Origin of the sequence: uncultured Roseibium sp. (assembly GCF_947496995.1) — a bacterium.
Taxonomy (GTDB): Bacteria; Pseudomonadota; Alphaproteobacteria; order Rhizobiales; family Stappiaceae; genus Roseibium.
Window position 1 is genome coordinate 40,827 of the sequence record NZ_CANMFD010000007.1, and the last position, 20,872, is coordinate 61,698.

Consider the following 20,872-nt stretch of genomic DNA (forward strand, 5'->3'; position numbering starts at 1 on the left):
GCCCACTTCTTAATCCCAGCGGTTGAACCCGCCGCGCGGAAACAGGGGCTCCTTGCACTCATAGGCAACGGGGCATTTGCGGGCGTCGCGCGTCGGGCCGTACTGGACGAAAAGCTGCTGGTTCCGGTCGCAATAACTGATGTTGGAGACAAACATCGAATAGGTGTGCTGGCCGGTTGTGAAAACGACCGCCCCGTGCTGGCGAACCAACGACTGGGCCTGGGCGCATGTCATGGTCCGAAGATCGGGACGCTGCTGCGCGGCTAGGGGCTGGCAGGTGCCTGCCAGTGCGAGCGCGGCGATGAAAAGACGGCGTTTGCGCATATTGGCCTCCATGGATCCCGTTTCAGGCCGGAAAACAATTTCCGGTCCAATCCAGCCCTAGAGAAAGACCATCGCCCTTTCCCTGAGTTGGTAATGTTGGGAGTGTGCGGCAGGCTGTGCGGCAAAAATGTGATCAGAACCACATTCTGCTGTTTTGGACGGTGAAAAGCGGACTGCTGCCGTGGGCACAAAGCGTCCGCCTGATGTGCTTTTCAGTCTTTTCGGACTGCACACACAGGTTGGGGAGTTGCCTCCCTGGCGCCGTTGAGAGAAAACCCTGCCAAACGCTTGTCCTCAAACTGAACGACAAGTTTTCCCGCTGACCGCAGCCGATGCCAGAAATAGGTGAAATTGTCCGGGCAGGCCGGGCAGTCATTGAGGATGTAGCCGTCCGGACCGGTGGTGAACTTGATCAGGTCGCGGTCAAGCTGAACCCTGACAAGGGACCCCGGAGGAGGCAGGCTGCCCTTGACGTTGATACCGATCAGCGCGCCGCGCATGTTACGGTTCATTGGGCACCAGATGGTGAAATAGGAGCCCAGGGAATTTACGGTCCAGTATCGGTCGTAGCCTTGAGCAGCATCGCGGTTCCATTGTCCGTGTGTTTCTGAAAACGCCAGACACGGTGCGGACAAACACAGAAGCGCGGTTAGCATTGTTCTGGTTATCATCGTGTTTCCCCCCGACAACTCCGACGTGGAAAATACGATGCCGCGCTTAATGCGTGTTTAAAAAATTAGGTTGTTTTATCAATAGATTTTTTGCGGAGCTTGGGAAGGTCAGGTGCCGCGGGTTCAGGACCCTGCGTTGCGTTTTTCCCAATCGGTCGGGCACACGGGACCTGGGATTATCTGACGCGCGCCTCTGAGCGAAAACCCGGCATAGCGCTCATCCTGGAATTTGACAGCAAGCGAGCGTGACGATCTGAGCTTGTGCCAGACGTAATCGAAGCTGTCGGCACAGGTCGCGCATTCACTGCTGATATACCCCTGCTTGTTGACCGGCAGATCCAGGACTTCCTGGTCGAGGATCAGCTTGACCCGGGTATCGGGAGGCGGTGTCTTGCCCTCGATCACGATGTGCAGAAGCGTGCCGTTGACCTTGCGTTGGGGATGGCACCAAACGACGAAGTTCGCTCCCTGGTTATTCGTCGTCCAGAAACGCGTAAATCCGTTGACCTCACCGCTGCTCCACTTTTCCACGGTTTCAGCCCCGGCTGGCAAGCAAAGTAAAGTGGCCAACAAAAAATATATTGTAGTGAATGTCTTCATTTTTTGATAATCCCCTTTAGTATTTATAACTATAGATTTATTAATAATCAGATAAAAACTTGCGGAAACAACCCTGGCCAAGGGCATTTCCCGGCGTGAGGTGCCCTGTGTGCTCGCACCTCAACAGCCTTATCCGCATAAACACGTCTCGCCCTTTGGATAAGTTGCGCAGCATGGAGGCCCGGCCTACAACCTTTAAAACGCTCCAGCTGGGTGGAAACGCATGTTCTCGAAAATTCTTATCGCCAACCGTGGCGAGATCGCGTGCCGGGTCATCAAGACCGCACAACGGATGGGCATCAGGACGGTGGCTGTCTATTCGGACGTCGATCGCGACGCTCTTCATGTCGAGATGGCGGACGAGGCGGTGCATATCGGCCCGGCTGCAGCAGCAGAATCCTATCTCGTGGCCGACAAGATCATCGCGGCCTGCAAGGAAACCGGCGCTGAAGCCGTTCATCCCGGATATGGCTTCCTGTCCGAACGGGCCAGCTTCCCCGAAGCGCTCGCAAAGGAGGGGATTGTCTGGATCGGACCGCATCCGCGCGCCATCAAGGCCATGGGCGACAAGATCGAATCCAAGAAATTCGCCAACGCCGCCAACGTCAGCACGGTTCCAGGTTACCTCGGTGAAATCGATACGCCGGACCATGCGGTCGAAATCGCCGAAGGCATCGGCTATCCGGTGATGATCAAGGCTTCCGCCGGCGGCGGCGGCAAGGGCATGCGGATTGCGTGGAATGCGGAAGAAACGCGCGACGGCTATGTGCGCTCGAAATCCGAGGCGGCATCCTCCTTCGGTGACGACAGGGTGTTCATCGAGAAATTCATCGAGAACCCGCGGCATATCGAAATTCAGGTGCTGGGCGACAAGCACGGCAACGCGATTTATCTGGGTGAGCGCGAATGCTCGATCCAGCGACGCAACCAGAAGGTCATCGAAGAAGCCCCGTCACCGCTGCTGGATGAGGAAACCCGCCGGAAAATGGGTGAACAGGCAGTCGCCCTGGCCAAGGCCGTGGACTATGACAGCGCCGGGACGGTCGAATTTGTCGCCGGACAGGACAAGAGCTTCTTCTTCCTGGAAATGAACACCCGTCTTCAGGTGGAACATCCGGTGACCGAATTGATCACTGGTGTCGATCTGGTCGAGCAGATGATCCGCGTGGCTGCCGGCGAGAAACTGGCCCTTGCGCAGGACGAGGTGAAACTGAACGGCTGGTCGGTGGAAAGCCGCATTTATGCCGAAGACCCTTACCGCAACTTCCTGCCGTCTATCGGACGTCTCGTGCGCTACCGGCCGCCGGAGGAAATGTGCGTCGACGGCGTCACGATCCGCAACGACACCGGCGTTGTCGAAGGATCGGAAATCTCCATGTTCTACGATCCGATGATCGCCAAGCTTGTCACTCATGCGCCGACCCGCGAAGAGGCGATCGATGCCATGAGTTCGGCGCTCGATGCATTCTACGTCGACGGTATCCAGCACAATGTGCCGTTTCTCACGGCGTTGATGAACCATCCGCGCTGGCGTTCGGGGAAGCTTTCGACCAGCTTCATCGCCGACGAATATCCGGACGGCTTTTTTCCCTCCCTCCCGGATGAAGCTGCCTATTCGGTGCTTGCTGCCGTCGCGCTGTCCATGGGGGCCCTGGAAAGGGAACGGCTGGACCATCTGCCCGGACGCCTGCGTCCGCATTCCGGGGCGCTGCGCGAGGACTGGGTCGTCAAGGTGGACAAGACCTATGTGCCCATCCGGCTGGCCGCCGGCTATCCGGGGACTCCGATCGAACTGGATGTGGCAATCGGCGATGGCCCGGTGATGACCGTCGAATCCGATTGGGCGCCGGGAGACCCGCTCTGGTCGGGCACCGTGGGCTCGCGGCCGGTGACGGTTCAGGTGCGCACGGTCACAGGCGGATACCGTCTCGACTGGCAGGGAAGCTCGGTGATCGCCAAGGTGATGACCCCGCGCGCTGCGGAACTGGATGGTCTGATGCCGGAGAAACTTCCGCCGGATACGTCCAAGCTGCTGCTGTGTCCGATGCCCGGCCTGGTGGTGTCCATCGCCGTTTCCGAGGGGCAGGAAGTCAAGGCCGGTGAACAGCTTGCCGTGGTGGAAGCCATGAAGATGGAAAACGTTCTGCGCGCCGAACGCGACTGCACCGTTACCGCCATCAAGGCCGCCGCCGGAGACAGTCTGGCTGTAGATGCGGTGATCATGGAGTTCTCCTGACACCTGTCTGGGTCAGGGAATAACTTATGAACCTGTGGCCTGATTGACAGGCAGATGAGGGCAGCGATATTCCAACGGCTTGTGGCTTGATGCTGCGAGCCGTTTTCGGTTTCCTCAATCTCCTGGAGGCACGATGCCTTTCACGACCTTGCTGTTCGATCTGGACGGGACGTTGACAGATCCGTTCGAGGGGATCACCCGCTCCATCCAGTACGCGCTGGAGAAGATGGCTGCGCCTGTGCCGGAGGCCGACGAGCTGCGCTGGTGTATCGGTCCGCCTCTGTGGGAGAGCTTCCCGCTATTGCTGGGGACGGACGATCGGTCCCGAGTGGATGAGGCGATCGGCTTTTACCGGGAGCGTTTTACGGAAAAAGGGCTCTTCGAGAATACGCTGATTGACGGTATTCCGGAGACCCTCGACCGTCTGACGGCCTCAGGCCACCAACTGCATGTGTGCACCTCAAAGCCGCATGCCTATGCAAGCAGGATTGTCGAATATTTCGGGTTGATGCCGTATTTCGGCAAGGTGTATGGGGCCGAACTCGATGGCACACGTTCGGCGAAGGCGGAGCTGATTGCGCATATTCTGCAGGAAGAGGGGATCGGAGCGTCTGAAACGGTCATGATCGGCGACCGCAAGCATGACCTCATCGGCGCCAATGCCAACAAGGTTGCCGGAATCGGGGTTCTGTGGGGCTACGGCAGCCGGGAGGAACTCGAACAGGAACAGCCGGTCCTGATCGCTGCAGCTCCGGTGGATATTTCCAGACATCTGTCCGCCGGCTGAGTAGTGCCAGAGATATTTTTCCGGGCTACTCCAGCCGAGTTTGGCATTGCTTTTTTCAGCTTTCAGCGATACTGAAACTGCCGTGAGAACAGTTCTCGGGGCGGGGTGAAATTCCCCACCGGCGGTATCAGGGAAACCTGGAGCCCGCGAGCGCCATGGAACCTGACGGGTTTCATGGGTCAGCAGATCCGGTGAGAAGCCGGAGCCGACGGTTAAGGTGCGATCTTCGTCGGCAGGATCACGCCCGAGAGTCCGGATGAGAGAGAACTTGGCTGCGGATCCCCTATCGGGACCGGCAGGCGCAGTGTCTTTTGAGACTGTTCTGGATACGAAACTGGAACGGAATTCGGACATGCCCGCCACTTTATCGAAACCTTTTCAAAGACCGCTGCTTGCGGCTCTGGCCATGGTCGGGGCAGGGGCCTCCTTCGCCCTGGTCAACGGTGCTCTGCAAGCCTCGACCATGCAGCTCGGTGTCCCGTCCACCTCCGCCGCCTTCTGGCAGTATGCGCTGGGTCTGCTGGTGGCCTTGCCGTTCGTCCTGCGGCGCGGGCCGAGTGCGCTGAAGACGCGGCAACCGGGATGGCACCTGTTGCGCGCCGGCTTCGCTGTGATCGGCATTCAGCTCTGGGTCGCGGGTCTGGCGAAGGTCGAGATCTGGCAGGCCATTGCGCTGGTGATGACGTCGCCGTTCTTCGTCATCCTCGGGGCGAAACTCTTCTTTGGAGAGCGGGTGGGCGCCGTGCGCTGGCTTGCAACAATCGCCGGCTTTTCGGGCGGGATGGTCATTCTTGAACCCTGGACGGACAGTTTCAGCCTGGCGGCGCTTCTGCCTGTCGGGGCGGCGGCGTTCTGGGCGGGCACTTCGCTGGTGACCAAGAAGCTCACGCAAACAGAAAACGCCGATTCCATCACGCTCTATCTGCTTTTGCTGCTGACACCGGTAAACGCGCTCCTTGCGCTGGGCGAGGGCGGGATCCTGCCGTCGGGCAATGCTTTGTGGCTCCTTGTCGGCGCAGGCGTTCTGACCGTGCTGGCGAACTATCTTCTGACCGTTGCCTACCAGAAGGCGGATGCGGCCTTCGTGCAGCCTTTCGACCATTTGAAGCTGCCGCTGAATATCGCCGTCGGGTTCTTTGCCTTCGGATTTGCCCCCACCGGAGCCTTTTGGCCCGGGGCGCTCGTCATTGTCGGTGCGTCCCTTCTGGTGATGCTGGACGAACAGAAGCGGGCGTCGCGGCAGGCCGCCGCGGACGCAGCCAAGGCCTGACAACCTTCCGGCAAGACATTCCCGTTCGGGGCAACTTGATTTATGAGTGTATGCCCTGAACTTCGCACCGGCGAGCCGGACAGGAGACTGCGATGACAACAGATCCTTTGACCGTTCATGTGCTGATCGAAGGCCGTGTGCAGGGCGTCGGGTATCGCGCCTGGTGCGCGGAGGAAGCGCAGTCGCGCGGTCTGTCCGGCTGGGTCCGCAACGTGAAGGGCGGAGCAGTTGAAGCCGTTTTCAGCGGGCCGTCGGATACCGTGGTGGATATGCTCGACGTGCTCTGGCACGGCCCGGCATTTGCCCGGGTGAACCTGGTCAGGGATCTTGAACCCGCCGAGCCGGAAAGCGGAGCTTTTGCTGTCCGGGAGACGGTCTGAGGCGGAGAATCGCCTGACGTCACGCCATCGGAGGCGGCCACGCGCGGCAGAATGTCGGACTTTTCCGCTGCGGGGAAAACGCTGTTCTCAACAGCCTTTTATATAACAATCGCACTGTTCAGCTGTTGTGTTGTCATTGAATTATCGCAATATTCTGTTCTGTCATATGGAACAATCCCGTTTGTTTCATCTGGCATCTGCAGCGTAACTCAAGGAGAATTCTGGTGAAGATTGCGATTCTCGGCGGCGACGGCTTTGTCGGTTGGCCCACGTCCCTGCACCTGTCCGATCAAGGCCATGAAGTTCATATCGTCGACAATCTCAGCCGCCGCTGGATCGACGCCGAACTCGGGGTGCAGTCCCTGACGCCGATGGATTCCATTCAGGAACGCACGCGGATCTGGAAGCAGGAGACCGGTAACACCATCCGCTTCCATCTGATCGATATCGCCAGGGACTACGAGGTGTTCAAGGCCTGGCTTGCGGAAACCCGGCCGGATGCGATCATCCATTTCGCCGAGCAGCGCGCCGCGCCTTATTCGATGAAATCGGATCAGCACAAGAATTACACCGTCAACAACAACGTCAGCGCCACCCATCATCTGCTGAACGCCATGGTGGAGCTCGATCTGGATGCGCATCTGGTCCATCTGGGTACGATGGGGGTCTACGGCTATTCCAGCGTCGGGGCAGCTATACCGGAAGGCTATCTGAGCGTCGATGTGGAGACGCTGAACGGTGACAAGGCGGCTCAGGAGATCCTTTATCCGGCAAATCCCGGATCGATCTATCACATGACCAAATGCCTGGATCAGTTGCTGTTCCAGTTCTACGCAAAGAATGACGGTCTCAGGGTCACCGATCTGCACCAGGGGATCGTCTGGGGAACCCATACGCAGCAGACCCGGCGCCACGCGCAGTTGATCAACCGCTTCGACTACGACGGCGATTATGGAACGGTTCTCAACCGCTTTCTCATTCAGGCGGCAATCGGCTACCCGCTGACGGTGCACGGGACAGGCGGCCAGACACGGGCCTTCATCCACATTCAGGATTCGGTGCGCTGCATTGAACTTGCGCTGGCCAATCCGCCGAAGCAGGGCGACCGGGTCAAGGTTTTCAACCAGATGACGGAAACCCACAGGGTGCGCGACCTGGCCGAATTGATCTCGCGCCTGACCGGCACGAAGATCGCCTATCTGCCCAACCCGCGCAAGGAAGCGCCTGAAAACGATCTTGTGGTCGAAAACAAGCAGTTCCTTGAACTTGGTCTGGATCCGACAACGCTGGCGGACGGCCTCCTGAGCGAGGTCGTGGACGTGGCCAAGACATTCGCCTATCGGGTCGATCGCAGCCGGGTTCCGGCGGTTTCCGCCTGGACAAAGGAAATCGCGGAGGAAATCGAACGCGATCCCGAACATCCCCGGCTCAAATCGGTCTCCTGATGGAATTCGTCGGCGACACTCCCGAGTTTGACAGGGGGCCTGAAAGCCCTTTTGCCTATGTGACGCTGGTGACCAACCGGGACTATGTGCTGGGGGCAACGGCGCTTTTGCGGTCGCTCAGGCGAACAGGCACAAGTGCGGATCTGGTGGTTCTGTTCACGCCCAGCGTCGACGCGCAGGATCTTGCCGCTCTGCAGCCTTTCAAGCCACGGCTCGGCCGCTGTGAGCGGCTGCCGACCTCGCCCGAATTCAACCTGCGCCATGAACGCGGCCGCCTGCATGCGGCAGCCCCCTTCACCAAGGGCGGCAAACCGGTGTTTCACACGCCGCTCGACAATTTCGTGAAGCTGCGTCTCTGGCAACTCGTCGAATACGAGAAGGTCGTGTTCATTGATGCCGATGCGCTGGTGCTGAAGAATTGCGACAAGCTGTTCGGCTATCCGGAATTCTGCGCGGCGCCGAATGTTTATGAAAGCCTGGCCGATTTTCATCGCATGAACAGCGGCGTTTTCACGGCCCGGCCGGACAGCGCCACCTTTGAGAAAATGCTGTCGCGCCTCGACCAGCCGGATGTCTTCTGGCGGCGTACTGACCAGAGTTTTCTGGAGAGCTATTTCCCCGACTGGCACGGCCTGCCTGTCTGTTACAACATGCTGCAATATGTCTGGTTCAACCTGCCGGATCTGTGGGACTGGAGCCAGATCCACATACTGCACTACCAGTATGAAAAACCCTGGCAGGCGGGACATGAGAAAGCGGACCGCCTGAGGCCGCTGATTGACCTCTGGCAGGCTTATGCTTCCGGTGAGGGTATTCCCGGTGATCTCTCGCAGCTTCCCGGTCCCGGAGCCCTGGCGGACAAGCGGGCCTCCTGAATGCATGTCCTGATAACAGGAGCCGGCGGTACGGTCGGCCGCTTCATCACCCGGAAGATGCTTGCCGATGGGCATCATGTCACTGCTCTGGGCCGCAGGCCGCCGGAAGATCTGCCGACAGCGTTCAGCCGCTTCGATCTTGCCGATCCGATTCCGGAATTGCCGCAGGCGGATGCGCTGATCCACTGCGCGCTTTCTCACGAACCCGGCAAATTCAGGGGTGGGGAGGGGAACGATCCCGACCGCTTCCTGCGCCTCAATGTCGAGGGAACGGCAATCCTGTTCAAGGCAGCGCGGCAGGTGGGCTGCACACAGGCCGTTTTTCTGTCGAGCCGCGCGGTTTACGGAGACCACCGCGCAGGTGAGCTGTTGCGGGAAACCGATCTGGCAACTCCCGACACGTTGTACGGGCAGGCGAAGCTGGCGGGGGAGGCGATCCTGGAAGGCTTAACAGGTTCGGAATTCAGAGGAACTGCGCTGCGGGTGACCGGCGTCTACGGGCGTGTTCCGGGACTTGAAACGCACAAATGGTCCGGTTTGTTCAAGGCCTTCGTTTCCGGAGAAACGGTCGAACCGCGCAGGGCGACGGAAGTGTGCGGCCAGGATCTTGCGGATGCGGTTTCAATCGTGCTGGCTGAGGGTACTCGGCAAACGTGCCGCCTGGCACAATTCGACGTCTTGAACGTGTCCGATCTGATCATTGACCGGCGGGAGCTGCTGGAAGAGCTCAAGACGCTGTGCGGATGCACCGGAACGCTGCCCGGTCCGGCAGAGGCCATGCCCGGTGTCATGGAGACGGCAAAGCTGCAGGCGCTCGGATGGAGGCCCGCAGGGCGGGACGGCTTGCGGGACTTTCTCAAGACCTGCTGCGCGGACCTTCAAGTGACGAATTAGGTCGCGACCGGACCAAAGATCTTCTCAAATTCCGCGCGCAGCACGCTGTCGTTTTCGGCCAGGGTCACCGGAATGCCGAGATCCACCAGGCTGGTGACACCGTGCTCGCTCACGCCGCAGGGCACGATGCCGGAAAAATGCTCCAGGTCCGGTTCCACGTTGAAACTGATGCCGTGGAAGGTGACCCATTTGCGCAAGCGGATGCCGATTGCCGCGATCTTGTCTTCCACGTCCGCTCCGCGGTCCGGCCGCCGGACCCACACGCCGACCCGGTCTTCCCGGCGCTCACCCCTGACGTGATAGGTCCACAGCGAATTGATGAGCCAGGCCTCCAGGGCGGAGACGAAGGCGCGCACGTCCTGCCGGCGGCGCGTCAGATCCAGCATGACATAGGCAACCCGCTGGCCGGGACCGTGGTAGGTGTGTTGGCCGCCGCGTCCCGTGCGGTAGACCGGAAACCTGTCCGCCGCCACGAGATCGGCGTCATTGGCGCTTGTTCCGGCAGTGTAGAGCGGGGGGTGCTCCAGCAGCCAGACCTGTTCGCAGGCATCGCCCTTGATGATTCTTTCAACCCGCTCGTCCATCTCCGCGAGCGCCTGCGGGTAATCGACAGGCGCGTCGGAAATGCGCCATTCGACCGGCTGAGAACCCGGATCCGGCAGAAAACTAACGTTCAGGGCGTCCCGATCGGCAGGTGACATGTGGATGACACTTCTTTGTTTTTTGAGTTGGCTGGTCATGCCGTGGTATGGTCATGCCTTGGCGGCTTGCGCCATATTTAAGGATTCCGGCCTGCAATGACCACCTTTGATGAGATCAATGTCGATATTTCCGTGGTGCTCGGCGAGTCCGAAATGCCGGTGCATCAGTTGCTGCGCATGGGCCGCGGCGCGGTGATCGATCTTGATGTCGCTGAAGACGCCGACGTGAAGATCTACGCCAATAACACGCTTGTCGCCAAGGGGCAGGTGGTGTTGCTGGGCGAGCGGATCGGTATCTCCATCACCGAGGTTCTGCTGCGTCCGCCGGAAATACGGCCGATGCGCACGGAGGGCCCGCTGTAACGGCCGGCCGAAGAAAAAGCATGTGCCTGTGCATTATTGCAAATTCGGCTCTTGCGCCCCCAAAATCCTTTTGCTACACGAGGCGCCTCGACGCTGACAGGCGCCGGGAACAATCGAATATGCGGTCGTGGCGGAATTGGTAGACGCGCAGCGTTGAGGTCGCTGTGGGGTAAAACCCGTGGAAGTTCGAGTCTTCTCGACCGCACCATTCGAACGGCAACTCAGTTGCTTCAAAAGGCCGCCTTCGGGCGGCCTTTTTGATTCACCGGAGTGCATCTGCATCATGCTCATCGTTGTCGCAGATGACGGAAGCCGCTTTTCTGACCAGCCGGTGTGTGGTTACCTGCGCTTCTTGAAGTGGCCGTCGGGACCGTTCCGGTGACGCGCAGTGCGGGGAAAGTATCAGGTGTTCAAAGCTCAATCAGTTCTAGTCGGTTGCCTTTTCTCCGTCCTTGTTCCGATTCAATTTTCGGCGAGTGCTTTGGCCCAGGACGCCATGATCCCGCCCAAAGCTGTGGCGGGTGTTGCGACGGTTCCGGTGGACGGGGATATCAACCGCTACCGGGCGGTTCTCGTTGAAACGCAGGAAGGCGCGGATTTCTATATCTATACCGATGCGGGCAACGGCTGGGAGCAGGCTGTCCATGCCCGGGACATCGTCTGGCGGGGCGGCATGTACGGGCAGGAGCCGTGGATGGAAGTCAGCGAGCACGGCTCTCTCAAGATCTATTCGGAAAACTCCGCCATCGGCCGGAACCGCTGGGAGCAGGTGCTGACCATCGCCTATCGCCGCGGTGTGTTCGTGGTGGCCGGATATACCTATTCCCACTACGACACCCTTGACCCGGATGCCTCGGGCCAGTGCGACGTCAATCTTCTGACCGGCAAGGGGATCCAGGACGGCAAGACCTTCAGGACCTCACTGAAAACCGTGGCGGTTGCGGACTGGACCATGGATACGCGGCCGCCGGAATGTGCGCTCGAATAGCCTGACGGTCCGCGTCAAGCTTCCTGAAATCCAGTCACGTCCATCAGACAGGCACATGAAACAGATCCTACGGAGATACAGGCGCGAGACCTATGTTTGTGCCGTGCTGGCTGCCGTGCTGACGGCTTTTCCTGTGGTGGCCCAATCGTTTTCCACGAACCCGGCCAATTTTCCCGGAATGACCTGCCAGCAGCTCTGGTACATTGAGCAGCAGCTCCTGTCCGAGGGGCGGGTGTGTCTTCAGAGTGAACGGGCCCGGCGGGCGTTCCGGCGGGCGTTCCGGCGGGCGGATCGCTGTATTTCTTCCGATGAGACTATCCTGCCTAAAAAAGCACTCGACTATCTGCTTCAGCTTCGAAGCGCGGCCCGGAACAAGGGGTGCGTGGGCTTTTAGGTGTTTGGCCCCGGCATTTGATGGTGTAGTCTTTAACAATGGCGCGAAATTCGGCGTTTGCATCAGCAGTAAGCGCAGCTTCACCGATGCTATCTCCCGTACGCGCGATGGTCCTCGATCGATCCGCGGCATCAATTAAGCTGCCCGCCGCATCGTCATACCCACCTTCTTTCAAGTATCTGGCCGTGACACTGAATTGGTCAGCCAATTCACGAAACAAAACCACAAATGATGAGCTCATTTTTCACCTATGAGTGTTGCAGGTGGACATTCAAGATGCCAGGCGTTTAATCAGCAACCAGGCTGGGATCGACGTAAGCAGTATCAATTGGGACGAGAGAGAGATCCCAAGTATTCCACGAAAAGAAATCCAGCCACTTCGATGTGAGAACAAGAAATCTGTGTAAAAAAATGCATTTAAAATGAAAACAAACGAGACAAGCAACAATAACCCCAAAAAGCTAGCAGATTTGCTGTTTTTTTCATTTCTCACTTGTATTTCTTCAACTGACTTTCTAATTTTATCAAAATTTCTTAAGTAATAAGAAAGGTAAATCGTGATAGAAAAGGCAGATGTATAGTAAACTATATTTAATATTAGAGCAAAATAGAGCTTTTTATCAGTGTCAGCATTTTCAATGGCGGCGCTGGAGAAAGTTATATTTAGCAACTGAAGCGACGTTAGCGACAGAAAAAGCTTCTTCAATTCATTTAATGGGATCGTATTTACTGAAATATACGCAACTGACATCGGTACGATGATTGAAAGCAGTAGAGGTTTGCCGATATGAAGGGCATCGGCGCGCGGAGTGGAGCTGTCTCTAAGACACATCTGTACGATTAATAGCCCAATCAGCATTAACGACGCTGGACCAAGCATCAAAAATAATACTGCACTGAATATAGAAAATAAGATTGATTTCGTTGCGTTCATCTTATGTATCTCTGTCTAATTTATTTGCATTTATTGCAATCAATGTTGATTTCCCTGACAAAATATTTTCATGAATTTTGCTCTATCTAATAGTGCGACTTGTGATTATTGCGAAGCGCTTAAATCTTTCAGGCAGTGTCTTGGTATTAGGTGTTTAGTCAATCGCAATTCGGGCCTTTCGGCAAATGGCCGGCGCGCCACGCGCATTTCGTATTTCGATTGCAAGTCCTGTGGACCGGCTCCGCTTTTCCTGTGGCGCTTTTACCTGCCAGACGCTAGTTCTGGTCACGACATGCCGGCTCCCGTTTCGCCGGTGAAGATAAACGCGCACAGAAGGGGGAGCACCGTATGAGTGATGCAGCCGAGCTTGATGTTTCAGCCTCTCCCGAACCGGTGATTCCGGTGCGCGACGAGGAAGATCATCTCAATCCGGATTTCATTGCCGCCGTTGAAACGGCGATCAGGGCGAATGACCAGTTCGGCCTGAGGGCGCTTGCCGCTGACCTGCACGAGGCCGATACCGGGGATCTGCTCGAGACCATCAATCCGGATGAGCGCGCCGCCTTCATCCGGCTTTTGGGCGAGGATTTCGACTATACCGCCCTGACCGAAATGGACGAGGCGACCCGCCTGCAGGTTCTGGAGGACCTGCCGACGGAGGCCATCGCCGAAGGCCTCGGCGAACTCGATTCCGACGATGCTGTCTACATCCTGGAGGATATGGACGAGGAGGATCAGGCCGCGATCCTGGACGAGCTGCCCTATGCGGACCGGGCACAGCTCCAGAAAGCGCTGGATTATCCCGAAGAAAGCGCCGGACGGCGCATGCAGAGCGAGTTTATCGCCGTGGCGCAGTTCTGGACGGTTGGCCAGACAATCGACTACATGCGCGAGGCGCGCGACCTTCCGGACAGTTTCTACGAGATTTATGTCGTCGATCCAGCCTTCAAGCTGCTCGGATCGGTGCATCTGGACAAGATCCTGCGCACCAAACGCAGGGAAAAGGTCACCTCCATCATGGAGGAAACCCGGCAGGCGGTTCTGGCAACCGAGGACCAGGAGGAAGTGGCCCGCCGGTTCGAGCGCTACAACCTCGTCTCCTCCGCCGTGGTTGACGAGAATGAACGTCTTGTCGGTGTCCTGACCGTCGATGACATCGTCGATGTCATCCAGGAGGAAGCGGAAGAAGATCTGCGTGCGCTGGCCGGGGTCGGCGACGAGGAAATCTCCGACACTGTGATGACCATCGCGCGTTCGCGGTTTGCCTGGCTTGTGGTCAATCTGGGCACGGCGATCCTGGCTTCCGTGGTGATTGCGCTCTTCGAGGAAACCATCGAGGCGATGGTTGCGCTCGCCGTCCTGATGCCGATCGTGGCGTCGATGGGGGGAAATGCCGGTACGCAGACGATGACCGTCGCCGTGCGCGGGATCGCGACCCAGGAACTGGGAACCCGCAACATGATGCGGGTGCTGAACCGCGAAATCCTGGTGAGCGCGCTCAACGGCGTCGCGCTCGCCTTGCTGATCGGACTGACCGCCTGGCTGTGGTTCTCCAGTCCGGGGCTCGGCGTGGTGATCGGCGGGGCGATCATCATCAACATGCTGTTTGCCGGTCTTTCCGGCCTGCTGATCCCGATTGCGCTCGACCGGCTCAATGTCGATCCGGCAATCGCCTCCAGCGTTTTCGTGACGACAGTCACCGACGTCGTCGGCTTCTTTGCCTTTCTCGGCATCGCCGCGCTCTGGTTCGGCCTGCCGCTGTAGCGAAATCCTGCCTTGATGTAGGGTGGATGCCTGAACGGCGGGTGCCGCTCAGGAGCCGGTGTCGGCCTTGCGCAGATTATCGCGCAGTTTGATGATCCTGTCCTGAAGCTCCATGACCTCTTCAAGCTCGAGGCCGGCGGAGGACAGGATGCAGCTGCTGAAATGCTGTGTCTTTTTCTGCAGGGCGCGTCCCTTGCGGGTCAGCTTGAGGATCACCTGGCGCTCGTCCTTGATGTTGCGCGTGCGCGTGATCAGGCCCATGGCTTCCAGCCGCTTCAGAAGCGGGGTCAGCGTGTTGGTGTCGAGCTGCAGCTTTGCGGTGATCGTGCCCACCGGCACATTGCTGGTCTCCCACAGGACGGTCATGGCCAGGAATTGCGGGTAGGTGAGACCGATCTCCTTCAGGAGATCCTTGTAGACGCCGTGCATGGCATGGTTGGCGGAATAAAGCGCGAAACACAGGAACTTGTCGAGCGGCAGATGATCGTTCGCGACCTCGGAAGGGTCGGGGATCGGCTTGTCCGCGGGAGGTTCCGGTAAAACAGCTGCACCGGCATCTGTCTCGGCAGGCGGCGTCTCCGCCCCGGCCGTCCGCTCCGGCTTCTCCGCCGACCTGGTTCCGCTTTTGGCAGAGGCCTTCTTACGCGGCTTTTTTTCGGACGTTTCAGCCTTGGCAGGCTTGTCTTTTTTCGGTTTTTTCTGCTCCTCGGGCGCGGTTATTCCGATCGCGTCCAGAAGAGACATCTGCTCTGTCGTCTGGGTCATGCGCCTTCTTATAAATCGTGCACGATATGATCGCAAGTTCTTGACGTTCTTGCGAGCGCACCATATGTGAATAAATGTATCGTGCACGATTAAAACTTGTGCGATATAATTATGAAACTTCTGCAATCGCTTTGCAGTGACCCCTTGGTCGGAATGGAAATGAAGGAGAATTCAGATGGCTGTAGATGTAAAATACGAAACAAAGGCCCGGGCGACCGGCGGACGCGATGGCACGGCGGAAACCCTGAGCGGTTCCTTTAGCGTCAAGCTGGCGACACCGAAGGAACTGGGCGGTTCCGGCGGGGAGGGCAACAACCCGGAAGAACTGTTCGCCGCCGGCTATGCCGCCTGCTTTATCGGTGCCATGAAATTCGTTGGCGGTCAGGAAAAAATCGCCGTCCCGGCAGACACTTCGATCACCTCGACTGTGGGTATCGGGCCGCGTTCGGAAGGCGGTTTCGGTCTGGCTGTCGCGCTGGAAATTTCCTTGCCTGGCCTCGACAGGGCGGTTGCCGAGGACCTTGTCGCCAAGGCACATCAGGTCTGCCCGTATTCCAACGCCACCCGCAACAACATCGACGTCAAGCTGACGGTGGTCTGACGGCCTTGGGTCCAGGTCAAGGCAGACTGCCGCCCTGACCTGACGACTTTCGAATTCGCCCCGCAATCTGCGGGGCGATTTCGGTTTTGCGGAGCACGACAGATCAAGACACAGGACCGGCAAAGATGCAGGGCGCGGCAGTGCTGCGGTTCGTCTTTCCCGCTCTATCGGGTAAAGTGATCTGAATCGACACGCATGGTCTTCAGGAGCCTTGAATAATGCCCGCGCCAAAGATCGACGGTATTCTGGAGACGGCCGTCTATGTCGATGACATGGAGGCTGCGCACACCTTTTATTCCGGTGTTCTGGGACTTGAACGCATGGTCGCCGGCGAGCGCCTCTACGCCTACGATGCCGGACCCGCGCAGACCCTGCTGGTTTTTCATCGCGGTCATACGGGCGAAGACGTGGAGACGGACGGCGGCTTCGTGCCGGGCCACGACACCACCGGTCACAGTCACTTCGCGTTCCGGATCTCCGCCGGGCAGCTGCAGCCCTGGCGCGACTATCTGGCCGAGCAGGGGATCGTCATGATCAGTGAGGTGACCTGGCCGGCCGGCGGGACAAGCCTTTATTTCAATGATCCGGACGGAAACGTCCTGGAACTGGCTGCGGCTCCGCTCTGGCCGAATTTTCTATCCTGAATTTTAACGCCTTGTGAGGCAGGTTTGATCTGATTTGGGGGGGACAATGCGGGTGCGGCGATATGAGTTTCTTGCAGGCGGCATTGCGGGTGCTGTTTTACATAGCGGTCGGCGGTGTGATTTCGGTTGCCGGAGCGGCGTTTTTTTTCATGAACTGGGAACCTGACCGGGACGACTATCCGCTGCGTGGCATCGATGTTTCCCACCATCAGGGGGACATCGACTGGAGCATGGTCGCGGCGGACGACGTGGCCTTTGTCTACATGAAGGCAAGCGAAGGCGGCGACTTCAAGGACGGCGCTTTTCAAAAGAACTGGGCCGGTGCCGGCGCGGCCGGTCTTGCCCGCGGCGCCTACCACTATTTCAGCCTGTGCCAGTCAGGCAGAAAACAGGCGGAAAATTTTCTCTCCGTCCTTCCGGACGACCGCGACATGCTGGCGCCGATGGTGGACCTGGAATTCACCGGCAATTGCGCGCGCCGTCCGCCCGTCGAGGAGGTGCTGCGGGAGATCAGCGACTTTACCGCGCTGGTAGAGCAGGCGGGCGGCAAGCGGATCATCTTCTATTCGCCCGAGGACTTCTATTTCGCCTATCTGAAGGACAGCGGCCTGAACCGCAGGCTCTGGGCCCGCTCAGTCTGGCATTCTCCCGCCTATGCAGATGAGTGGACCGGCTGGCAGTATCACGACCGCGGCACGGTGAAAGGGATATCAGGCGATGTGGATCTGAATGTCCTGAACAAGGACATGAAGTTGGATGGCCTTAAATTGTGACCCGTAAGCATTTGTATTTCAATGTTTAAAATGATCGTATTGACTTTAAGGTAAAAAGCCGGAATTGTGCCCCATCCAAAAAGGATCGGGCATGCAGCGCTATTTCACGATCACCCAGCTGACGCAGGAATTCGACATCACCACCCGCACCTTGCGTTTCTACGAGGCGCAAGGGCTGGTGTCTCCGAGCCGTCGCGGGCGTCAGCGCCTTTATACCCCCGGCGACCGGACGCGGATCAAACTGATCCTGCGCGGCAAACGTCTCGGGTTTTCCCTGAACGACATCAGGGAAATCATCGAGATGTACGCAAGCGATCCGGGGGAGACCGGTCAACTCAAGCTGTTGCTGGACAGGATTGCCGCCCGGCGCGAAGAGCTTCTGGAAAAGCAGCGAGACATTGAACTGACCCTTCTGGAGCTTGACGAGGTCGAGAGCGGTGCGCGTGCGCGTATTTCCGAACTGGGGACCAGGCTGTCCGCGGAGAAAGTCTGATGGAGTTCACTCCGAGGGATCCGGACTGGGAAAATCGGGTCAGAACCAGTTTCGCCGCCCAGAATTTCATGACACATCTGGGCGCCAGGCTCGTGCATCTGTCGCCGGGGGCTGTCGATCTGGAGCTGACCATGCGGCCCGAACTGACGCAGCAGCACGGTTTCTTTCATGCCGGCGCAACGTCCTCGATTGCGGATTCGGCCGCCGGCTATGCCGCCTTGAGCCTGTTTGCGGCCGGGTTCGGCGTTCTGACCAGCGAATACAAGGTCAATCTGCTCAATCCGGCCAAACAGCCGGTTCTGCTGGCGCGCGGCAGGGTGGTGAAACCCGGACGCACGCTGACGATCGCCAAAGCCGATGTCTACGGTCTTGACGAGGGTGTCCACGTGCATGTCGCCACCGGCCTGTTTACGCTTGTGAGTGTTTCCGGAGTAAAGGACTGAGCCATGGCTGAAACCGTCATACGGGCGCTTCGCCTGGAAGACCGGCCGGCCTGGCAGGCCTTGTGGAACGCATATCTCGAGTTCTACCGCCAGGATCTGCCGGCGGATGTCACCGACACTCTGTTCGAACGACTTCTCTCGGCGAAAGGTCATGACGCCCTGGTTGCAGAAAGGGACGGGAGCCTCATCGGCTTCGTCCATTATCTCTTCCATGCCAGCACATGGTCGAAGAGGTCGACCTGTTATCTGGAGGATCTCTTCGTCAGCGAGGCCGGCCGGGGAACCGGCGCGGGGCGCGGCCTGATGGAAGCCGTTTATGCGGCGGCAGATTCCGAACCCGACGCCGAAGGCACCGTCTACTGGCACACGCATCACCACAACGAGCGCGCCCGGAAACTCTATGACCGGGTCGGCGCTTTAAGTGACTTTGTCCGATATGAGCGTTCCTGATTTCAGGACCCCTGGGAGGAAACCAAAATGATCCGCAATGATTTTCCGGGTTTCAATTTCGATCTTGGTGAAACCGCAGACATGCTGCGCGACAGCGTCCGCTCCTACAGTCAGGACCGTATCGCGCCGCTGGCGGAAAAGATCGACCGCGAGGACTGGTTCCCGCGTGAACTCTGGCCGGAAATGGGTGCTCTCGGCCTGCATGGCATCACGGTGGAGGAAGACTGGGGCGGCTCCGGCCTGGGGTACCTGGAACACTGTATCGCCATGGAGGAAGTCAGCCGGGCATCGGCTTCCATCGGTCTCAGCTACGGCGCGCATTCCAACCTTTGCGTCAACCAGCTCCGCCGCTGGGGAAGGGACGATCAGAAGAAGCGCTATCTGGAAAAGCTGGTGACGGGGGAACATCTCGGCGCGCTGGCCATGTCCGAGACAGGCGCCGGTTCCGACGTCGTCTCCATGAAACTGCGGGCGGAGAAAAAGGGTGACCGCTATATCCTCAACGGGTCCAAGATGTGGATCACCAACGGTCCGTCCGCCGACACTATGATCATCTACGCCAAGACCGATCCGGACGCCGGTGCGAAGGGCATTACCGCCTTCCTGGTGGAAAAGGGTTTCCCCGGTTTCTCGGTGGCCCAGAAACTCGACAAGCTCGGCATGCGCGGGTCGGAAACCGGCGAGCTGGTGTTTCAGGACTGCGAGGTGCCGGAAGAAAACGTGCTCGGTACGGTCGGCAAGGGCGTCAATGTGCTGATGTCGGGCCTGGATTACGAGCGGGCCGTTCTGGCGGCCGGGGCCGTCGGCATCATGCAGGCGGCAATGGATGTTGTCATTCCCTATGTCCATGAGCGCGAGCAGTTCGGCCAGGCGATCGGCACCTTCCAACTGGTGCAGGGCAAGATCGCGGACATGTATGTCTCCATGAACGCCACCAAGTCCTACGTCTATGCCGTCGCAAAGGCCTGCGACCGGGGCGAAACCACGCGGGAGGATGCGGCCGGCGCCATTCTTTATGCGGCTGAAAACGCCACCAAGATCGCTCTCGATGCGATCCAGCTCCTGGGCGGGAACGGGTATATCAACGAATATCCGACCGGCCGCCTGCTGCGCGACGCCAAGCTCTACGAGATCGGTGCCGGTACTTCCGAAATCCGGCGCATGCTGATCGGTCGTGAGATCTTCAACAAGACGGCGTGAAAGTTCTGACGCAAATGCCGGGCGGAGATTGATCTCCTGCCGCAATGGATGCGTATGCCCTTGAACGGATGGTTCAGGGGACACGTATGGCGCAAGACCTTGCAGTTGTTGTCGGTGCAAGCGGTGGTATCGGCTCCGAGCTCCACCGTGCGCTTTCCCGTAGCGGGGGCTTTCACGAGGTCATCGGTCTCGGGCGGGCGTCGGACCCGCCCCTGGATCTTCTGGACGAGGGGTCTGTCGAGGCGTGTGCGGCCTGGTTAAAGGCGCGCGGCGGTGCGATCCGGACGATCCTGGATGCCACGGGTGCCCTTTGCGTGGAGGGGACTCGTCCGGAAAAAAGCTTGCGGGAGCTCGACCCGGCCGCCATGGCGCGGAGCTTTGCGATCAACACCATCGGACCGGCCATGTTGATGAAGCATTTCCTGCCCTTGCTGCCGCGCACGGACCGCAGCGTTTTTGCGACGCTTTCCGCCAGGGTCGGCTCCATTGGCGATAACCGGCTCGGCGGCTGGTACGCCTACCGGTCCTCGAAGGCGGCGCTCAACCAGCTGGTGCACACGGCCTCGATCGAACTGGCCCGCCGGAACCCGGACGCCATTTGCGTGGCGCTGCATCCGGGAACGGTCCGGACCGATTTGAGTGAGGGGTTCGTCAAATCCGGTCTGGAGGTGCAGCCTCCCGAGCTTGCCGCACGCCGGCTGGTCGCCGTCGTGGACATGCTCACCCCCGAACAGTCGGGCGGATTTTACGATCATCTCGGCAAGTCGATACCCTGGTAACAAGCTGACGCCTCTTCACGTTTTTTCGAAAGGATGACCCTTGCTTCTGCCGTCCCGGAGAAGGCCGGTGCAAGCGCGAGATTTTCCGGATTGACGAC

Annotated in this window: 25 protein-coding genes, 1 tRNA gene and 1 riboswitch; of the genes, 20 read left to right on the forward strand and 6 right to left on the reverse strand. The window is 58.8% G+C overall.

All coding sequences use genetic code 11. The features are described 5' to 3' along the window. Positions 1-9 precede the first annotated feature (9 nt). The 3 genes from Q1B40_RS22360 to Q1B40_RS22370 form a co-directional block, all read right to left on the reverse strand. Positions 10-324 carry a hypothetical protein gene (locus tag Q1B40_RS22360; protein ID WP_299819883.1) on the reverse strand — a complete coding sequence of 105 codons (315 nt, stop codon included), beginning with the start codon at positions 322-324 and terminating at the stop codon, positions 10-12. A gap of 212 nt (positions 325-536) precedes the next feature. Beyond that, a complete protein-coding gene (locus Q1B40_RS22365) occupies positions 537-995 on the reverse strand; it encodes a hypothetical protein (RefSeq protein ID WP_299819886.1) in 459 nt (152 codons plus the stop codon). A gap of 123 nt (positions 996-1,118) precedes the next feature. Beyond that, on the reverse strand, positions 1,119-1,676 hold the full coding sequence (locus Q1B40_RS22370) for a hypothetical protein (RefSeq protein WP_299819889.1): 558 nt from the start codon (positions 1,674-1,676) through the stop codon (positions 1,119-1,121). A gap of 142 nt (positions 1,677-1,818) precedes the next feature. Between Q1B40_RS22370 and Q1B40_RS22375 the strand changes: the two genes are divergently transcribed. The 7 genes from Q1B40_RS22375 (at position 1,819) to Q1B40_RS22405 (ending at position 9,482) form a co-directional block, all read left to right on the forward strand. Then, positions 1,819-3,831 carry an acetyl/propionyl/methylcrotonyl-CoA carboxylase subunit alpha gene (locus Q1B40_RS22375; protein ID WP_299819892.1) on the forward strand — a complete coding sequence of 671 codons (2,013 nt, stop codon included), beginning with the start codon at positions 1,819-1,821 and terminating at the stop codon, positions 3,829-3,831. A 133-nt stretch (positions 3,832-3,964) separates the two neighbouring features. Then, entirely contained in the window at positions 3,965-4,618 is a 654-nt protein-coding gene (locus tag Q1B40_RS22380; protein WP_299819896.1) for an HAD family hydrolase, read from the forward strand. 87 nt (positions 4,619-4,705) lie between these two features. After that, a riboswitch (FMN riboswitch) is annotated at positions 4,706-4,890 on the forward strand. An 80-nt stretch (positions 4,891-4,970) separates the two neighbouring features. Next, complete coding sequence (locus tag Q1B40_RS22385) at positions 4,971-5,888, forward strand: DMT family transporter (protein ID WP_299819899.1); 918 nt, start codon at positions 4,971-4,973, stop codon at positions 5,886-5,888. A gap of 92 nt (positions 5,889-5,980) precedes the next feature. Beyond that, complete coding sequence (locus tag Q1B40_RS22390) at positions 5,981-6,268, forward strand: acylphosphatase (protein ID WP_299819902.1); 288 nt, start codon at positions 5,981-5,983, stop codon at positions 6,266-6,268. Between the two features lie 224 nt (positions 6,269-6,492). Continuing rightward, positions 6,493-7,713 (forward strand): NAD-dependent epimerase/dehydratase family protein, encoded by a 1,221-nt coding sequence (locus Q1B40_RS22395; RefSeq protein WP_299819905.1) that lies wholly within the window; start codon positions 6,493-6,495, stop codon positions 7,711-7,713. Further along, positions 7,713-8,588, forward strand: coding sequence for a glycosyltransferase (locus Q1B40_RS22400; protein ID WP_299819908.1), 876 nt, complete (start codon positions 7,713-7,715; stop codon positions 8,586-8,588). Before Q1B40_RS22395 ends, Q1B40_RS22400 begins: the two co-directional genes overlap by 1 nt. Further along, a complete protein-coding gene (locus tag Q1B40_RS22405; RefSeq protein WP_299819911.1) occupies positions 8,589-9,482 on the forward strand; it encodes an NAD(P)-dependent oxidoreductase in 894 nt (297 codons plus the stop codon). It abuts the gene before it with no gap. On the opposite strand, the gene lipB is transcribed toward Q1B40_RS22405, so the two are convergent. Then, positions 9,479-10,183 (reverse strand): lipoyl(octanoyl) transferase LipB, encoded by a 705-nt coding sequence (gene lipB, locus Q1B40_RS22410; protein WP_299819914.1) that lies wholly within the window; start codon positions 10,181-10,183, stop codon positions 9,479-9,481. The genes Q1B40_RS22405 and lipB overlap by 4 nt on opposite strands. Before the next feature lie 96 nt (positions 10,184-10,279). On the opposite strand from lipB, the gene Q1B40_RS22415 reads away from it, so the two are divergent. The 4 genes from Q1B40_RS22415 to Q1B40_RS22430 all read left to right on the forward strand — a co-directional run bounded on the left by Q1B40_RS22415 (position 10,280) and on the right by Q1B40_RS22430 (position 11,928). Next, the gene (locus tag Q1B40_RS22415; RefSeq protein WP_103222446.1) at positions 10,280-10,546 is read left to right on the forward strand and encodes a FliM/FliN family flagellar motor switch protein; all 267 of its coding nucleotides are present in this window, start codon (positions 10,280-10,282) and stop codon (positions 10,544-10,546) included. Between the two features lie 121 nt (positions 10,547-10,667). Beyond that, positions 10,668-10,754, forward strand: a tRNA-Leu gene (locus Q1B40_RS22420). Positions 10,755-11,042: 288 nt separating this feature from the next. Further along, the gene (locus tag Q1B40_RS22425; protein ID WP_299819920.1) at positions 11,043-11,534 is read left to right on the forward strand and encodes a hypothetical protein; all 492 of its coding nucleotides are present in this window, start codon (positions 11,043-11,045) and stop codon (positions 11,532-11,534) included. Between the two features lie 55 nt (positions 11,535-11,589). Then, complete coding sequence (locus Q1B40_RS22430) at positions 11,590-11,928, forward strand: hypothetical protein (RefSeq protein ID WP_299819923.1); 339 nt, start codon at positions 11,590-11,592, stop codon at positions 11,926-11,928. A 271-nt stretch (positions 11,929-12,199) separates the two neighbouring features. Here the strand turns inward: Q1B40_RS22430 and Q1B40_RS22435 are convergent, their stop codons facing one another. Continuing rightward, positions 12,200-12,862 carry a hypothetical protein gene (locus tag Q1B40_RS22435; RefSeq protein ID WP_299819926.1) on the reverse strand — a complete coding sequence of 221 codons (663 nt, stop codon included), beginning with the start codon at positions 12,860-12,862 and terminating at the stop codon, positions 12,200-12,202. 348 nt (positions 12,863-13,210) lie between these two features. Between Q1B40_RS22435 and mgtE the strand changes: the two genes are divergently transcribed. Then, positions 13,211-14,626 (forward strand): magnesium transporter, encoded by a 1,416-nt coding sequence (gene mgtE / locus Q1B40_RS22440; RefSeq protein WP_299819929.1) that lies wholly within the window; start codon positions 13,211-13,213, stop codon positions 14,624-14,626. Between the two features lie 48 nt (positions 14,627-14,674). On the opposite strand, the gene Q1B40_RS24720 is transcribed toward mgtE, so the two are convergent. Next, positions 14,675-15,391: a MarR family winged helix-turn-helix transcriptional regulator gene (locus tag Q1B40_RS24720; protein WP_367279181.1), complete on the reverse strand. Its 717-nt coding sequence runs from the start codon at positions 15,389-15,391 to the stop codon at positions 14,675-14,677. A gap of 175 nt (positions 15,392-15,566) precedes the next feature. Between Q1B40_RS24720 and Q1B40_RS22450 the strand changes: the two genes are divergently transcribed. The 8 genes from Q1B40_RS22450 to Q1B40_RS22485 all read left to right on the forward strand — a co-directional run bounded on the left by Q1B40_RS22450 (position 15,567) and on the right by Q1B40_RS22485 (position 20,774). After that, the gene (locus Q1B40_RS22450) at positions 15,567-15,992 is read left to right on the forward strand and encodes an organic hydroperoxide resistance protein (RefSeq protein ID WP_299819932.1); all 426 of its coding nucleotides are present in this window, start codon (positions 15,567-15,569) and stop codon (positions 15,990-15,992) included. Positions 15,993-16,210: 218 nt separating this feature from the next. Then, the gene (locus Q1B40_RS22455; RefSeq protein ID WP_299819935.1) at positions 16,211-16,636 is read left to right on the forward strand and encodes a VOC family protein; all 426 of its coding nucleotides are present in this window, start codon (positions 16,211-16,213) and stop codon (positions 16,634-16,636) included. Between the two features lie 62 nt (positions 16,637-16,698). After that, a complete protein-coding gene (locus tag Q1B40_RS22460; protein ID WP_299819938.1) occupies positions 16,699-17,409 on the forward strand; it encodes a GH25 family lysozyme in 711 nt (236 codons plus the stop codon). A gap of 91 nt (positions 17,410-17,500) precedes the next feature. Further along, the gene (locus tag Q1B40_RS22465) at positions 17,501-17,902 is read left to right on the forward strand and encodes a MerR family DNA-binding transcriptional regulator (RefSeq protein ID WP_299819942.1); all 402 of its coding nucleotides are present in this window, start codon (positions 17,501-17,503) and stop codon (positions 17,900-17,902) included. After that, complete coding sequence (locus Q1B40_RS22470) at positions 17,902-18,345, forward strand: PaaI family thioesterase (protein ID WP_299819945.1); 444 nt, start codon at positions 17,902-17,904, stop codon at positions 18,343-18,345. Before Q1B40_RS22465 ends, Q1B40_RS22470 begins: the two co-directional genes overlap by 1 nt. Before the next feature lie 3 nt (positions 18,346-18,348). Beyond that, the gene (locus Q1B40_RS22475; RefSeq protein WP_299819948.1) at positions 18,349-18,795 is read left to right on the forward strand and encodes a GNAT family N-acetyltransferase; all 447 of its coding nucleotides are present in this window, start codon (positions 18,349-18,351) and stop codon (positions 18,793-18,795) included. Between the two features lie 27 nt (positions 18,796-18,822). Further along, complete coding sequence (locus tag Q1B40_RS22480; protein ID WP_299819951.1) at positions 18,823-19,995, forward strand: isovaleryl-CoA dehydrogenase; 1,173 nt, start codon at positions 18,823-18,825, stop codon at positions 19,993-19,995. A gap of 86 nt (positions 19,996-20,081) precedes the next feature. Then, positions 20,082-20,774, forward strand: a complete 693-nt coding sequence (locus Q1B40_RS22485; protein WP_299819954.1) for an SDR family oxidoreductase — start codon at positions 20,082-20,084, stop codon at positions 20,772-20,774. The last annotated feature ends 98 nt before the right edge of the window (positions 20,775-20,872 follow it).